Source organism: Pseudomonas sp. MS01C9 (assembly GCF_058202755.1).
The window spans coordinates 4,071,874-4,087,045 of record NZ_CM177073.1; the positions used below are offsets into that span (position 1 = coordinate 4,071,874).

Genomic DNA, 15,172 nt, shown 5'->3' on the forward strand with positions numbered 1-15,172 from the left:
CGCTTTTTCGCGCTTTTTCGCGGAAAACAGAGCTCCAGCATCACCCAATACGGTTCTACGCTGGATGTGGGTCAGGATCTGACCATTCGTGCTGGTCGAGATGTTGCCGAAATCGGTAGCCAGATCGGGGCCCGGCGCGATATTGGAATCACCGCTGCCGAGAATCTGCTTCTTAGCTCCGCTGCGGACGAAAGCCACTCCTATTCCAAATCCAAGAAACTCACGACACAGGAAGACCACGTCAAGCAAATCGGCAGTACTGTGACGGCTGGAGGGGACGTTTCGCTCAAGGCCGGTAAGGACATGTCGGTGGTATCGACTCGCGTCACCGCAGGTGACGAAGCCTATCTGGTGGCAGGTGGCAATCTTCAACTGCTAGCGGCACAAGACAGCGACTATTCGCTGTATGACAAAAAGAAAAAGGGCAGTTGGGGCAGCAAACAGACCAAGCGTGACGAGGTCACCAAAATTACCCATGTTGGAAGCGAGATCACCACAGGTGGTGATCTGATGCTGATCAGCGGCACAGATCAAAGGTATCAGGTTGCCAAACTAAATAGCGGCGGTGACTTGACTCTGCAAAGTGGCGGTTCGATTACCTTTGAAGGAGTGAAGGATCTCCACCAGGAAAGCCACGAGAAAACCAACAACAACGCTTTTTGGGTCTCGTCAAAAGGCAAAGGGCACACCAACGAAACCTTCCGTCAGACACAGATGAAAGCGGCCGGCGATGTGGTTATCAAGGCGGTTGGTGGGCTGAGAATTGATGCAAAACAGATCAACCAACAAACCGTCAGTCAGTCCATCGATGCAATGGTAAAGGCCGATCCCCAACTCGCTTGGCTCAAACAGGCAGAGGCAAGAGGGGACGTGGACTGGCGACAAGTGAGAGAAATTCACGAGTCGTTTAAATACAGTAATTCCGGGCTGGGACCGGCGTCGCAGATCATCATTGCTATCCTCATGGCCGCAGTTGTCGGGCCAGCCGTAGCGGGTATGGCTGGCGGAGGCGTCGGGGGGAGCATTGCTGGCGCCGTTGCGTCAAATGTATCGACGAACGCAACAGTCAGTGCCATCAACAACGGCGGTGACCTTGGCGCAGTAATTAAAGACGTGACTTCTTCAGATGCAGTGAAGAATTATGCCATCTCGGCGATTACAGCGGGCCTTACAGCGGCTTATTTCAGCGATTGGACCGGTACTAAGACCAATACGGTAACGGGCAAGGTCATTTCCGAGTCGTTGGGAAGTTGGGGTGGTATCGGTCAATTCGCCGCCAATCAAGTGCTACAGAATGGGACGTCCTTGCTCGTGAGCAAGGCCTTGGGACAAGGCGGCAGCACAAGCGATGCATTGAAAGGTGCGTTGTTCAATACGTTGGCGGCGGCCAGCTTCAACGCTGTTGGCGATTACACTAAAGACGTTCTTGAGGACGGCTCTCTGCCGAAAATTGCTGTTCACGCGATGGTGGGAGGCTTGTTAGCGGAGGTGACGGGCGGGGATTTCAGAACCGGTGCATTGGCTGCCGGGGCGAACGAAGCGCTCGTTACGTACCTGAACACGCTGGTAAAAGGTAATGAAGACCTTTTGAGCATGAGCTCGCAAATTGTTGGTGTCTTAGCTGCTGCTGCGCAGGAGGATACGGACGCTAGCAAAATGGACAAGGGGGGGTGGATTGCGAAAAATGCCACTCAATACAATTTAACGGGACATCAAGAGCTGGATGATTTGGAAGCGGCCGCCCGTTCTTGTGAAGCGAAAGGAAACTGTGAGAAGGTAAAGCAGCGGTTCAGAGATCAAAGCGTTGCGGACGATGACGCGCTTGCAGCGTTATGCAATGGCAATCCATATCTTTGTGTTCAATTGTTCGGTGACATCCTGCATGATCGGAAAAGCCTGCAGGAGCGTCTAGCCCACATGGCTTTGGACGACACTCTTCCAGCAATGTTTCGGGAGGACCTGCATCGTTATCAGCTGCAAAATACCAATGCCATTGGCATTTTGACTCAGGCACAAACGCAGCTATCGTTGGAGGGCGAGGGGGTGTCGCCTGAGGCTGCTAATTGGGGAAGCCATCTGCTCGCTGTGGTAGGCGGGTTTTTAATGGGGAAGGGAGGTGCAAAAGGTGGAGCTGCTAGCTCCGGCGCTGAAAATGCGGCCTTGTATCCAAAGCTGAAGGATCAACTGATACAAGAAAACCTGAGCAATATTGCGGCTCAGGACTCAAGATTAGCTGCGGCTGTGAACGGCAGTGGAACGAAAAATCCGAATTTCTCTATAGGTCAAGGTACATCTTCCGAAGCTAATCAGTTGGGTAAAACCTGGGGAGATGGTGCGACAAAAACAAGTGATGGGCTTGGTTTGATTAGCGCAGACGGCACTCGTGTATATAGGCCGCCGACACCCAAAGATTCATCTTTTGCAACGACAGGCGTGCAGGCCAATTTCGAAATGTACAACATAAACCCGGTAACAGGTCAGCGCGTAAAAGTAAGCAACGGCCATCTGAATTGGCTGACTAGGAGGAATGATGCGTGCTGTTATAAAAAGTATTTCTAATGATTTTTTTGATGTCGAGACCTACGTCCCTGAGAACGTAGACAACTTTTCTTTAAGTCTTCGTATTCGAATTGGGCTTGATAGTACGCAAGGGGCAGATGATTTTGAGCTTTTCATCTGCACTCCAAAGTGGTTAGAAGAGACAATGTGGGAGCCTCGTTGGGGGAGAGGTCTATTAATTGTTCGAGAATATGATTTTTCGACTATTAATGGATTGATTCATGAATATGTGAGTTGCTGCGAGGGGGATAGCTGGGAAACTATCGTGATAAAGCTGGGAAAGATATTTGCCTGGGAGTTTGATGATTACCAATCCTAATCAATAGGATTTTATCTAACACCGGCCATGTGCAGTGTTGCTTTATCTGTAGAAGTCTGTAGTGGTCTAATGAAACCGGACACCCATTTAGGCGAGAATGCTCGCCAGATAGAGGTGTCTGATGACCAAACAACGTCGTTCCTTTTCCGCTGAATTCAAACGCGAGGCCGCAGGCCTCGTGCTCGATCAAGGCTATAGCCATACCGAAGCCAGCCGTTCGCTTGGAGTGGTCGAGTCCGCGTTGCGTCGCTGGGTTAACCAACTCCAGCAGGAGCGCAGCGGCGTTACTCCGCAGAGCAAAGCGCTGACGCCTGAGCAGCAGAAAATCCAAGAACTGGAAGCGCGTATTGCTCGTCTTGAGCGGGAGAAATCCATTTTAAAAAAGGCTACCGCGCTCTTGATGTCGGAAGAGCACGAGCGCACACGCTGATTGATCAGTTAAGTACCCAAGAGCCGGTCGATTGGCTTTGTGCAGTCTTTGATGTCACTCGTTCGTGTTACTACACCGCCTCAGACGCCGAAATCCCGACGTTGAGCGGCTTCGGTTGCGCAGTCGGTTCAACGAACTTTTCACGCAAAGTCGAAGCGCTGCCGGTAGCCGCAGTATCGTGTCGATGATGCAGGAAGACGGCGAGCAGATCGGGCGGTTTAAGGTGCGAGGCCTGATGCGGGAACTGGCGCTAGTCAGCAAACAACCTGGATCACATGCCTACAAACAAGCGACGGTCGAGCGGCTTGACATTCCGAATATCTTGAATCGAGAGTTTGATGTTCCGGCACCCAACCAGGTCTGGTGTGGTGACATCACCTACATCTGGGCTCAAGGGAAATGGCATTACCTGGCAGTCGTTCTGGATCTCTACGCACGCCGAATTGTGGGTTGGGCACTGTCAAACAAGCCGGATGCGGATCTGGTCATCAAGGCGTTGGACATGGCTTACGAACAGCGTGGCAGGCCTCAAGGGCTGCTGTTTCACTCGGATCAGGGCTCGCAATATGGCAGTCGCCAGTTTCGCCAACGGCTCTGGCGTTACCGCATGCGCCAAAGCATGAGTCGTCGTGGAAACTGTTGGGATAATGCGCCGATGGAGCGTGTGTTTCGCAGCTTGAAAACTGAATGGATACCAACCGTGGGCTACATGACAGCTCAAGAAGCGCACCGCGACATCAGTCATTACCTGATGCATCGGTACAACTGGGTCAGACCGCACCGATTCAACAACGGACTGGCCCCAGCTCAGGCCGAGAAAAAACTTAACATCGTGTCCGGGATTAGTTGACCACTACACAAAACGCTCCAAGCCACAATCGATGGCCTAAAGACTGGGAAAATATCTCCAGACGACTTGCCGCCTATTCGGGTGTTTGAGAAGGATGGGGTGATTTACAGCTTGGACAATCGCCGTTTGCTTGCCGCTTCACAAGCCGGTGTCCCAATCAAGATTGTGCCAGCTACGCCAGCAGAAGTTGCCAAAGAAGGCTGGAAAATGACTACGCCGAATAATGGATCAATTATTTGCGTTCGTGGCGTCTGTAAGTGAGGGCTTATGAATTTTGATCGAGTGGTTGCGATACAAACAAAAGAAGAGCTGGCAAGTTTTATCGAAGAGCTGGGCGAGGAACTGACCACTGCTCCTTATGAATGGGAAAACGCTAATTTGGAGCGCTTTCTGTTTGCAATGGCGGCTTGGATTAGATCAATGGATATGTATGCAAAGAACACTGGGGATAGTGATGTAGTCCATCCAAGCTGGAGCACCTTTGCAAAAATACTGTGCGCTGCGAAGGTCTACGAGTGATCGGAGCGCCGGCTGTTTAATGATGCCACGTTGAAAACACCGGCCCCGCGCCGGTGTTGTTTTATTCGTGGTTTGCGCTGGGCAGTAGCCGCCCATTCACAATCCTGCCCCTGAACTCTTCCAGGATGGCCTCGATGCCGAGCGTGCCCTCGGCAAAGCGAAAAAAGGGGGCAGATTTATTTTTCAATCCTTCGCCACGCTTAACGCTTCCAAGGATGGAGGAACCAAAATATGCCCAGAATGGGACGTAGTGTTTACCGAATAACCATCTAACGTAGTGTACGGCACAAGTAATTTTGCAGGGGAGATAGAGCAGAGGGTCGGTGTGTTAGTAGAATGGCGAGAGAGAGCAGGGGGGGGCGAGGACTGAGCTGGGAAAATAAATCTGTTCCCTTTTTCGTTCAAGACTGCTGTTCGAGGTGGCTATGATCTTATTCATGTATACAGCTTAAAGACAAATAGTGCTGTGAGTTTGCGGGTGTTGTCTGGTGGAAAATATGAGTTTGATACTCTGATTCCAGAAAAATCATCTAAATTTTAATCATGAGATATGGCTTGATGATTATTGGTGATAGGATCTGCGAGTTTAGATTTCGATCTTTTTTTATATCGAGATCTCTGGTTTGTGAAATGCTGGTTCTTTTTTTTAGGTTCTCAGGGGCGGGATGGGTTTCATTGGACATCGGGGAGGGGGTGTTAAGGATTTTATCCGTTGGCTCTGAGCCGAAGCTGTTGGGGTTAGATGAAATATCCGATGATTTCGCTTACCCGATTCGGAAAACTGGTGAGCTTAATAAGTATTTTGATAAAGAGCTCCTTGCTGTATATAAGTACGGTGTCATGAATGTAGAAGATGGGTGTGTCGGTGTGTATTTTGATTTTGGGAATTGTGGATTTAGCGTTTTTGAATCTGAGGATGGTTTGTCTATCGTTGATGGTGTGGTTCGAGTTCCTGATGACGTGGCTTTATGTGGTTTAAAAATTTAAGGAATTGCAAAAAACGAGAAAAGAGAAAAAGAGGATAGATTTATTTTTCAATCATCTGCTACGCTCAAGGCTTCCAGGGATGGGGGGCTGAGTAGGGTATATTGTTTTACCGAGCTACCCATTTAACGCAGTGTAAGACACAAGTCGTTTTGCGGATGAGATAGAGCAGTTGGTCGGTGTGTTAGTACAATAGCGAGAGAAATCAGGGGCGGCTGAGTGGTGATTCGGGAAAATAAATCTGTCCCCTTTTCGTCCGTCCCCTTTTCGTCCTTTGGCGCTGTCGCGGATGGGGATTGACGTTTCGGTCAACACGGTCAAGAGGATTGAGGCTTCGGTTGATATTGACGTCATCAAGACTCGGATCAATAAGCTGGAGGAGCTTAATCCGGATTCGGATGTGCCGGATCTTGATCCACCGAAGCCAGTAACGGCGCCGAAGATTACAAATTCATCGGATTACGTCGATCTGCTCTCGGAAGAAGCGTATTTTGTATGGTGATGGGCCGGGAAGAGGTGGTCATCTCTGGCCCGGACAACCGGGGAAAACTGTATTCCCAGAAAGCTGGTCTGCGGAGAAAATGATTCATGAAGTAAGTGATATTCTGACTTCGCCGGATACAAAGTGGTATGCACAGACCGGAACGGGTGGATTGTATACAAAAAGTGGCGATCCAGCTAAGTGGGGTTTCTTACGAAACGCGGGATGGGGTTCGTATGCGTGTTGTATATCAACCGGCGGTGCAGAATGTCATAACTGCATTTCCTGACGATGCGCCTATACCCACTTATAAACCGATTAAGTAGGTTGATATGTACTTTCAACAGATATTAAATCTAGGTGCCAAATTCAAAGGGCGATTGGAGGCGGTCCTTCTTGATGGTGCATTGGACTATGTGAAATATAACGAGGAAAATTTAGCTTTAGAGATTCTCTGCGACCATATTTGTGAATACGACGTGGCTCTGTCTATTGATGAGCTTAAAGAGATCCAGTTGTTAGCGTCAGTCATGGGGTTTGATCTCGGAAACGCTCCTTTTAAGTATTTGCAGGCGTTGACGAGTGCCTGAAATATAAAGAGCTGGGTAGGGTAGAAAAGGTGATACCCATTAGCCGGTCTCAAGTCAAGGCTAATGGGTGTCCCCTTTTTGAGGTGTACAGGGACGGATGCAGTTATAGTGGTCAATACTGAAGGTAAAGTGGTTACAGGTTGGGGGAAATCATCTTCGGGGACTGGAAAATGGCCGGAGTATTAACTGATGCCCAAACGCAGCTTTTAGTCGCGTTATGTTTTTTTGAGGAAAAAATCAAACTCCTACCTGATAAAGTACTTTATGGTTCGATATCGTCGAGTGAAATAGATGAGCTATGCGAATTGATTTCGAATGAGTTTTTGATGAGGGGCATAGAGGAGAGTTTTGAGCCTGATAGTTATGGCCTTGAATTGGAATCGCTTCTGGACGCTGTCAATAGGATGAGGCCAAGGATCACAACTTAGGCAGCGAAAAGAGAAAAAAGGGACACCCATTAGCCGGTCTCAAGTCAAGGCTAATAGATGTCCCCTTTTGCTCTCGTATAGAAAAAAGGGACGGATTTATTTTTCACAGTCGGATTCATATTTTCTCGCTTGTAGTCGTTAAATTGAATTGAATCCTGTGCGCGCTCGCATGCTCGCCAACGTCGCAGATTATGCATGGTCGAGCTATCGAAGCCGGGTAAATGATGAGCCTAGTGGGTGCCTGTTAGATGCTGATCCATGCTTCATGGCGTTGGGTGATACCTCGATGGAGCGGCGGCTTCGGTATGAAGAGTTTGTGCGCCAAGCCATTCCGACTGATCAAACTCAATTGATCCGCGACGCTTTGCAACGAGGCCAATTGACGGGTAAAAACCGTTTCGTAGATGAAGTGGAGCGGATTGTTGGTGTGAGGGTAGAGCAGCGAGGACAGGGGCGGCGGTGGGCCAAGGCTGGAAAATAAATTTGTCCCCTTTTTCGTGCTTTTTCTGCTTTTTCTGTGTGTATTTTGATTTTGGGAATTGTGGATTTAGAGTTTTTGAATCTGAGGATGGTTTGTCTATCGTTGATGGTGTGGTTCGAGTTTCTGATGACGTGGCTTTATGTGGTTTAAAAATTTAAAGAATTGCAAAAAAACGAGAAAAGAGAAAAAGAGGATAGATATATTTTTCAATCATCTGCTACGCTCAAAGCTTCCAGGGATGGGGGGGCTGAGTAGGGTATATTGTTTTACCGAGCTACCCATCTAACGCAGTGTAAGGCACAAGTCGTTTTGCGGATGAGATAGAGCAGATGGTCGGTGTGTTAGTACAATAGCGAGAAGAAAACAGGGGCGGCTGAGGGGTGAGTCAGGAAAATAAATTTGTCCCCGTTTTCTCAAGAACTCCTTCTGGAGTACAGGTTAAAGGGTACACCTATCCAAGGGTGACGGTTTATCCAGAGTATGAGCCTTAATGTATTTGGGAGATGCAATGGAACTTAAGTTTTATTATGTTGATGGTGGCGTTCACCCGGTTGCTGGGCAGGTTTACGACGCTGTAGCTGAGGTGTCTCCTGGCCAAGAGGATGCGCAACGCTATGAGCTTTATGTTTGCAGTGTATTAAGTGCAATCGCTCAGGTTCCAAGTAACTGTGTTCAATTGCTGGAGGCTGTCACATCAATCGAGGATGGTGTTCAAGTCTCAATCATTGAAGGTGGAAATGATGTCCTATTGGATATGGATGCTTCAGGTGTGCAAGTTGATATCTTGGTCAACGACGACTGGATCGGCCAACCTGAGGGCAGGTTTACCTTGCAGGAATGGCGCAAAATTTTAGAGAAGTGGAAGTATTTTTTAGAGCTGCCCAAAGGTTCTGATGAGGTCGTTATAGTGAAATTGCCGTAGGTGGAGGGCGAGCAGAATGGGGGGAACGGGGACAGACCACGTTTTCGAGAATGTCTGGGGACAGGTACGTGATGTATTTTAAACGTGGTCTGTCCCTGAGGAATCCCCACTTTTTCCTACATAAATCAAGAAGTTGGAATATTGAAGAAGCCTGCATGAGTCGGCAGCTTGGTTTGCACCACACAAAAGCAAGATCCCGAACTCATGCAAGCCATCCAATTTTTACACAACGCACTCGCCCAAGCACTGCCCACGCTCCACTCTCGCCGCCTGACCGCCCTGATGTGTTGTGTCAGCGCATTGCTACAAGGCCGGCGCCTGACCTTGACCGGAATCGGTCGTGCCATGCTGGGCCAGGCGTATCCCAAACACTCGATAAAGCGAGTGTCTAGTCCTGAAATAGGTTTACACCTAATTCAGGACTAGACATCCCCTTCATCTTCGTGCCGGAATTTTCGTACCTTTATATGAGAGGTGTCTGATTTCCTCTCGACAGCTCCCCTAATAAGCTACTCAGCGACGCGCACCGGAACCGGTCACGTCTGGACCACAGTGCAAGTAGCGTAGTGATATTCACTGGGTAGCAGAATGAAGTCAGATCCGTATCCATCCATTTCCGATCTCTTACCTGATATGGCATTTCATCATTGATCTCGTCTCACGGGATACTCGGACAGATTTTTTTGTTGCGTGTTGCGCAACATGGTAGGCTTTCGCAATGATCAAGTCTTTTCATCACAAAGGACTGCGCAGATTCTTCCAAACAGGTAGTACAGCTGGCCTACAAACGGCTCATGCCAAGCGGCTTCGGATGCAGCTAGCCGCTTTGGATACAGCCATGACCATTGATGATATGGATATTCCGGGTTTTCGTTTGCACCCGCTCAAGGGAGAAAAGCGCGGACGCTGGTCGATCATGGTGAATGGCAATTGGCGGCTGACGTTCGAGTTTCGTGAAGGAAACGCTTATGTCCTGGACTATGAGGATTACCATTGATGAACATGCATAACCCACCTCATCCCGGTGAATTCATCACTGAAGTCTATCTGGAGCCCAACGGTATCAGCGGTCGGGAACTGGCTGAAAAGCTTGGCGTAGCGCCTTCGACGTTGAGCCGTGTCCTAAAGGGTAGCAGTCGCGTTTCGCCTGAAATGGCGCTGCGACTGTCGGTCGCGCTCGGCCGCTCGCCGGAGAGCTGGCTGGCTATGCAAGATGCTTACGATCTATGGGTTGCCCGTCAACACGTTGATTTGCAGCAGGTAGGAAAGTTCGCTTTTGCTTGAATTGCTTAGGTCAGAAGTGCTGTCTCCTTGTGTACTTGCAAGTCCAGAAGAGCTGCCGATGACGAACAACATAACGTTATGAAAATGGGCGACCCAAGGTCGCCCATTTTCATTACTCCGCTACCAGCGCCCGCAACCGCCTCCCAATCACATCCATCACATCACACCCATCACGCAGCGCTATCGTCAGCATCTTGCAGAAGTCGGTCAGTACCACCGTCTCCGAGTCGATATCCGAACGAAAGGCAATGTTTTCCAGTACCTGGGTCACGGTGCGGATGCGGTAGTCGGCGGTTTCGAAGAGGACGTCGAGGGGGGCTTCGGTGTCGATGAGCAGGGTGGCGGGGGTGCAGTCGATGCCGGTGATGGGCATGTATCGGGTCATGGTCAGAGCCTCGCGAAAAATTAATGAGTCTCTCTGTAAGTCAGGTCGCCAAACCTGTTCGCCGCTTTGGCGAAGATGGACTATAGGCCCCGCCGTTCTTGAGCCACAAGCTACCGCTTTCCGAGTTTCATGTAGGACGTTTGACCTGCTTGCGCTCGACTTTGTGACTGCGGCGGCGTAGGCAATGTAGGCGCCTGCTGCGCAGTCGATCGAGAGCAAGCCCCCTGGCCACAGGGGGCGGTGTTTGACTTGGATTTTAGCTGTGGCAGCAGCTATGAGGCTTGGCCTCGTCATACTTATCGTGATGCCGCACCCAATCCATGAGTTCGTCTTCATTGCGGCCCTTGGGCGTTAGATCTAGGTAGTGGTAGGTGCCGACCAGCATGTCCAGGCCGCGGGCATAGGTGGAGTAGGTGTGGAAGATGTCGCCGGCTTCATTGCGATAGAAGACGCTCAGGCCTGGGAGTTCGCCTTCGCTGGTGTCGGTTGTTTCGTAGTTGTAGGTGGCTTTCCCTCCGGCGGTGTCTTCGGCTTTGAAGCTGACACCGAAGTCGTAGTTGAAGTCGCAGCCGTTTGAAGAGACCCAGTCGAAGGCCCAGCCCATGCGGCGTTTGAACGGTTGGAATTCGGCGAACGGGGCGCGGGAAACGGCGACCACCGCGACGTCGTGGTGGGCCAGGTGCTGGTTGGCGCCGTCGATGTGGTCGGAGAGGAACGAGCAGCCCTGGCAGCCTTCTGTCCAGCCGGGGCCGAACATGAAGTGGTAGATGATCAGTTGGCTGCGACCGCCGAACAGGTTGGCCAGGCTCAGTTCGCCGTGAGGGCCCTGGAAGCGGTAGGGTTTGTCGATCTTGACCCAGGGCAGGGCGCGGCGTTCGGCGCTGAGTTTGTCCCGTTCGCGGGTGAAGGCTTTTTCGTGGGCCAGGTGTTCGCGGCGGGCGGTGAGCCATTCTTCGCGCGAGACGACGGGATGATTTTCTACGTTCATGGCGATTTCTCCTGTAGGCAAAGGCGCTTCAGCAAGTGGTCGTTTGGCCCTGGCCGGATTCGACAGACCGTTGGTCGGCGTGTGAAATGACCCGCCCGGAACCCCGGCTGAACGGTGACGTAGCGTCTCGGTCACACCTTGAGTAGGCATCTCACTCTTCAGAGGATGGACCAGGATGACGACTTATAACTGGGACTTGATCGAAAAGTTGTTGCACGAAGTGCAGAACGGCGCCGGCCACAGCTTCACCCCCCGGCCTTATGCGGAGCAGTACGCGGCGCAGAAAGCGGCTGCGGGCGAGGAGATCGAGAACCTCGATCATCTGAAAGCGGTCGCCGGGGAGTATGAGAAGGTGTTGCTGGAGCGGGGCTTCATCGAGCCCCGGCCGGAGGAGGAGGGCGGCAACGGTGAGAATTTCGTGCTGACGCCCCGTGGCTCGCGGTTGCTGAGCCTGATCGACAGCAGCATCCCTGGTAATGATCATCCGCGCCAGGTACTGGATGAGCAGGAAGATGCGCTGGATGAGTTTACGTTTGATGACTTGGCTTCGAAGGCGCAGATTGCCTAGGAACCAGGCACAAACCTTGTGGGAGCGAGCTTGCTCGCGATAGGCGCTCTGGCATTCAACGGATGTATTGCCTGTTCGATCGCTATCGCGAGCAAGCTCGCTCCCGCATTTGATCTCCCACGTTGGATCTTCAGTGGTTTCAAGATCGTGCAGCCTTCAGGCACTTCAAATCGCTGAAGTCTTTTTTCACTCCGTCGATTTTCTTCAACAGCCGTTCGCGCTGGGGCGGCGTGCTGTTGGTCATCAGGTCGATCAGCAGGCTGCGGGCCTGGGCTTCGGTTTTGTTGTAGGCCTCACGGTAGGCCGGTGTCCACAGGCTCTCGCGGTCCACCAGCAGTTGCTCGATGCGTTTTGCAAAGTCCGGGCTGTGCCGCTGGGCCACGGCGGCGCTGAACTGGTTTTGCCAATGGGCGCGATTGGCGATCCACTGCTGGTTCTGGTCGCCCAGGGCGGTGGACCAGGCCACCACCCGCTGGCGCTGGGCGATGTTGAGGGGACCGAGCCAGTCGTTCAGGCGCTTTTCCATGCGTTCGCTGCGTTCCTGGATCTGCTGTTGCAAGGTCGGCTTGAGGTACTGCTGCTGGCGTTTACGCTGGTCCTTGATAAACGCGGCGTCCATGTCTGCGACCTGGTCGTCGTTCAGCCCCTGCAGCAATTCGATGGCCGACGGGGTGATCGCCCGGGCGGTTTCGGCGATGGCGGCCTTGGCTTCCCGGGTGCGTTGCTGCAGGGCTTCGTCGGTGACCTGATCGGTCTGCACCATGGTCTTCAAGCGGTCCAGCCAATCGAGGTAACCGGGCAGTTGCGTGGTGCAATGCCAACTCAGGTGCTCCTTGAGGCGCTCGTTGAACCAGTCCTTTTGCTCGCCGTTGATTTCCAGGTAATCGTTGAGCGTCCAAGGGATGATCAGGTCGAGGTTGCGATAGGCCAGGCCGATACGGCTACAGGCGGTGAGTGTCAGCAACAGGGCGATGAACATGGCGGTGCGGGTCAACCAGCGCGACATGGGCGAGTCCTTGCGAAGCCATCAGGTGTCTTGTTTGAGCATGGCAGGCGCGCGGCAGTTCAGCCGATTAAAGCGTAACGCTTAGTAAAATGGATGGGCCATTTTCAGGGTCACCAACCCGTCGCATTCGCTGTTGTGGCCGGAATAGGCCGAGCAACCGCTGCCGTTGAGGCTGGAGTCGCTGTAGATCAGGTCCAGGTCGATGCCTCGCCACGGACGGGAGATTTTCAGCGACCAGTCACTGAAACTGCCTACGTAGCCATCTCCCACGGAAACGGGTGTGTTGAGCTGGTGGGTCGTGTATTTGGCACTGATGCCGATGCCGAACGGCACGTTGCCACCCAGGTCGGCGAATAGGGTGCTGTTCTGTTTGTCCGGGTCGTTGCTCAACGCCGCGCCGAAACGGCTGCCCAGCACGGTCAGGCCGCCGTAGAGCTCCTGGCTGTCGAGGGTGTCGACCGTGGGGTAGCTGTAGTGGATAAGGCCGACTTCGTAGCCCAGGGTCTGGTCGAAAGGCTGTTTGAAGCCCAGGTAGGAATCGACTTCGAGGTTGGTGGATGGGGTCAGCCCGGCGCTGGGGGACCACTGGCCGAAGTACCAGCCACTGTCATGGCTCAGGTCCAGGCCGCCATGGAACGAACCGGTGCTCGAAGGGGTGACGAGGCCCTGGGCCATGCTGCGGCTGGGCGTGGTGCCGAGCTTGAGGTCGAAGTCGCCGAGCTCGCGCTGGAAAACCTGCCCATGGGCAAGGGGGCCGATCAGCAGGCCGATCATCAGCAGGGCATTGGGAATACGCATGCTTCACTCCATGAATAGCGAGGAGCATTCAAGCTGGAACACTTGAAATAGAGAGGCGCAAGCATACCGACGAATACCCGGCATCGAAGGCCGTTCGTCGATTTTTACTTATCGAGGGGGAGAAAAGACTTCCAGTCCAAGCGCTTCGAAGCTCAAAGCGCTTTGGGACCAGGCGGTGCGGGGATTATTTCTTGCCCAGGCTGATCTGCTTGGACGGGCCGAAGGTCTGGCCGCTGACGCCCTTGGCAATTTGCTGGATTTCGCCGCCGGACTTGAGGAATGCAGCGATCTGGTCGTTGATCGACTCGCTGGTTTCAACGGCTGGAGCTGGCTTTGCTTTGCTGTTGGATGCTTTTACGCGCATGGCGGCCATTAACCTGTAGATAATTAATTGGGCCAGGCATCGTACAGGAAATACCTGGCCATTGCTTGGCTGATATTTGCGCCAAATATCCCGGCAACGGCAGACACGAAGGCGGATTCATACCGTGATCAAACGCCTAACCTCCTGTTTTAAATAACAACCGTGCGCAAAATATATCGTCGGACAAGCGAGGCCAGACGCTTGCAACGGCATCAATTGTCTGACGAATGGCCCTGCTCAGGTCGAAACCCCAGGAAAATCAAGGCTTGCGCAGGTCTTTTCCAGCAGGCCCGCCAGCATCCACGAATCGACCGGTAAAAACAGGTAGAATGCCGCCCACGCAATGAGGGTATTGGAAATGGCTTTAGTCGGGCGCTACAACAGTTTGCAAGTGGTTAAACACACTAACTTCGGTTTATATCTGGATGGCGGTGCCGATGGCGAAATTCTGTTGCCCAACCGTTATATCCCCAAGGATATTCCCACTGAAGATGAAGATTGGCTGAATGTTTTCGTTTATCTGGACAGTGACGACAAACTGATCGCGACTACGGAAAAGCCCAAAGTCCAGGTGGGGGAATTCGCCAGCCTGAAAGTGGTTGAAGTCAATAGCATCGGCGTGTTCCTTGACTGGGGACTGCCCAAGGACCTGCTGTTGCCGTTCTCGGAAGAAAAGCGCCAGATGAGCGCCGGGGATTACTGCGTGGTGCATGTCTACCTCGACAAGCACACTCGCCGCATCACTGCCACGGCGCGCCTGGACCGTTATCTGGACAAGACGCCGGCCAACTACAAGCCCGGCCAGGAAGTAGATTTATTGGTCGCCGAAGCCACCGACATGGGGTTCAAGGCCATCATCAATAACAAGCATTGGGGCTTGATCCACAAGAACGAAATCTTCAAGTTCATGCGGGCCGGCAAACAGGAAAAGGGCTTCATCAAGGAAGTCCGCCCGGACGGCAAGATCAGCCTGAGCCTGCAGCCGGTGGGCCAGGAAGCCGCCACCAGTCTGAATGCGAAGATTCTGGCCAAGCTGCGTGAAAACAACGGCACGCTGGCCGTGAGCGACAAGAGCGACCCAGCGCTGATCAGCAGCCTGTTTGGCGTGAGCAAGGGCAACTTCAAGAAAGCCATTGGTGCGTTGTACAAGAATGGGCAGATCGTCATTCATCCCGATCGTATCGAGCTGAGCTGAACCCTTTACTTATAGGTAAGA

At 52.3% G+C, this 15,172-nt stretch carries 16 protein-coding genes and 4 pseudogenes; 15 read left to right on the top strand and 5 right to left on the bottom strand.

The genetic code is table 11. From position 1 onward, the window contains the following. Positions 1–30: 30 nt before the first annotated feature. From AC1M7R_RS18600 to AC1M7R_RS18660, 13 genes and pseudogenes are all read left to right on the top strand, one after another. A pseudogene (locus tag AC1M7R_RS18600) lies at positions 31–2,559 on the top strand (DUF637 domain-containing protein); the annotation flags it as partial. Beyond that, positions 2,531–2,878 carry an immunity 8 family protein gene (locus AC1M7R_RS18605; RefSeq protein WP_490609806.1) on the top strand — a complete coding sequence of 116 codons (348 nt, stop codon included), beginning with the start codon at positions 2,531–2,533 and terminating at the stop codon, positions 2,876–2,878. The pseudogene AC1M7R_RS18600 and the gene AC1M7R_RS18605, both read left to right, overlap by 29 nt. Positions 2,879–2,999: 121 nt before the next feature. Next, positions 3,000–4,158: pseudogene (locus tag AC1M7R_RS18610) on the top strand (IS3 family transposase). A 267-nt stretch (positions 4,159–4,425) separates the two neighbouring features. Then, complete coding sequence (locus tag AC1M7R_RS18615; protein WP_490609807.1) at positions 4,426–4,677, top strand: DUF7660 family protein; 252 nt, start codon at positions 4,426–4,428, stop codon at positions 4,675–4,677. A 630-nt stretch (positions 4,678–5,307) separates the two neighbouring features. Next, positions 5,308–5,664 carry a hypothetical protein gene (locus AC1M7R_RS18620; protein WP_490609808.1) on the top strand — a complete coding sequence of 119 codons (357 nt, stop codon included), beginning with the start codon at positions 5,308–5,310 and terminating at the stop codon, positions 5,662–5,664. Positions 5,665–5,950: 286 nt separating this feature from the next. Further along, positions 5,951–6,163, top strand: coding sequence for a hypothetical protein (locus AC1M7R_RS18625; protein WP_490609809.1), 213 nt, complete (start codon positions 5,951–5,953; stop codon positions 6,161–6,163). Beyond that, a pseudogene (locus tag AC1M7R_RS18630) lies at positions 6,141–6,468 on the top strand (EndoU domain-containing protein); the annotation flags it as partial. The gene AC1M7R_RS18625 and the pseudogene AC1M7R_RS18630, both read left to right, overlap by 23 nt. Before the next feature lie 6 nt (positions 6,469–6,474). Further along, positions 6,475–6,732 (top strand): MafI family immunity protein, encoded by a 258-nt coding sequence (locus tag AC1M7R_RS18635; RefSeq protein WP_490609810.1) that lies wholly within the window; start codon positions 6,475–6,477, stop codon positions 6,730–6,732. A 597-nt stretch (positions 6,733–7,329) separates the two neighbouring features. Further along, on the top strand, positions 7,330–7,641 hold the full coding sequence (locus AC1M7R_RS18640; RefSeq protein WP_371304281.1) for a hypothetical protein: 312 nt from the start codon (positions 7,330–7,332) through the stop codon (positions 7,639–7,641). Positions 7,642–8,149: 508 nt separating this feature from the next. Then, entirely contained in the window at positions 8,150–8,563 is a 414-nt protein-coding gene (locus AC1M7R_RS18645) for a hypothetical protein (RefSeq protein WP_490609811.1), read from the top strand. 204 nt (positions 8,564–8,767) lie between these two features. After that, positions 8,768–8,950, top strand: a pseudogene (locus AC1M7R_RS18650) (IS4 family transposase); the annotation flags it as partial. Between the two features lie 331 nt (positions 8,951–9,281). Then, complete coding sequence (locus AC1M7R_RS18655; RefSeq protein ID WP_072399155.1) at positions 9,282–9,560, top strand: type II toxin-antitoxin system RelE/ParE family toxin; 279 nt, start codon at positions 9,282–9,284, stop codon at positions 9,558–9,560. Further along, positions 9,560–9,847 (top strand): HigA family addiction module antitoxin, encoded by a 288-nt coding sequence (locus tag AC1M7R_RS18660; RefSeq protein WP_072399157.1) that lies wholly within the window; start codon positions 9,560–9,562, stop codon positions 9,845–9,847. The genes AC1M7R_RS18655 and AC1M7R_RS18660 overlap by 1 nt, the downstream gene beginning before the upstream one ends. A 112-nt stretch (positions 9,848–9,959) precedes the next feature. Here AC1M7R_RS18660 and AC1M7R_RS18665 read toward each other — a convergent pair whose 3' ends face one another. Together AC1M7R_RS18665 and AC1M7R_RS18670 are read right to left on the bottom strand one after the other, a co-directional pair. Next, complete coding sequence (locus tag AC1M7R_RS18665) at positions 9,960–10,232, bottom strand: hypothetical protein (RefSeq protein ID WP_490609812.1); 273 nt, start codon at positions 10,230–10,232, stop codon at positions 9,960–9,962. A 256-nt stretch (positions 10,233–10,488) separates the two neighbouring features. Then, positions 10,489–11,220 carry a DUF899 domain-containing protein gene (locus AC1M7R_RS18670; protein ID WP_076407287.1) on the bottom strand — a complete coding sequence of 244 codons (732 nt, stop codon included), beginning with the start codon at positions 11,218–11,220 and terminating at the stop codon, positions 10,489–10,491. A 175-nt stretch (positions 11,221–11,395) separates the two neighbouring features. Between AC1M7R_RS18670 and AC1M7R_RS18675 the strand changes: the two genes are divergently transcribed. Then, on the top strand, positions 11,396–11,788 hold the full coding sequence (locus tag AC1M7R_RS18675) for a transcriptional regulator (protein WP_072399162.1): 393 nt from the start codon (positions 11,396–11,398) through the stop codon (positions 11,786–11,788). A 139-nt stretch (positions 11,789–11,927) separates the two neighbouring features. On the opposite strand, the gene AC1M7R_RS18680 is transcribed toward AC1M7R_RS18675, so the two are convergent. The 3 genes from AC1M7R_RS18680 to AC1M7R_RS18690 form a co-directional block, all read right to left on the bottom strand. After that, positions 11,928–12,794, bottom strand: coding sequence for a DUF6279 family lipoprotein (locus tag AC1M7R_RS18680; RefSeq protein ID WP_490609813.1), 867 nt, complete (start codon positions 12,792–12,794; stop codon positions 11,928–11,930). Between the two features lie 81 nt (positions 12,795–12,875). Continuing rightward, positions 12,876–13,592 carry a TorF family putative porin gene (locus AC1M7R_RS18685; RefSeq protein ID WP_076407286.1) on the bottom strand — a complete coding sequence of 239 codons (717 nt, stop codon included), beginning with the start codon at positions 13,590–13,592 and terminating at the stop codon, positions 12,876–12,878. Between the two features lie 184 nt (positions 13,593–13,776). Beyond that, positions 13,777–13,965 carry a PFL_1563 family small protein gene (locus AC1M7R_RS18690; protein ID WP_016702300.1) on the bottom strand — a complete coding sequence of 63 codons (189 nt, stop codon included), beginning with the start codon at positions 13,963–13,965 and terminating at the stop codon, positions 13,777–13,779. A 349-nt stretch (positions 13,966–14,314) separates the two neighbouring features. Here AC1M7R_RS18690 and AC1M7R_RS18695 point away from each other — a divergent pair, with 349 nt between their 5' ends. Then, positions 14,315–15,151, top strand: coding sequence for a CvfB family protein (locus AC1M7R_RS18695; protein ID WP_072399167.1), 837 nt, complete (start codon positions 14,315–14,317; stop codon positions 15,149–15,151). Positions 15,152–15,172 lie beyond the last annotated feature (21 nt).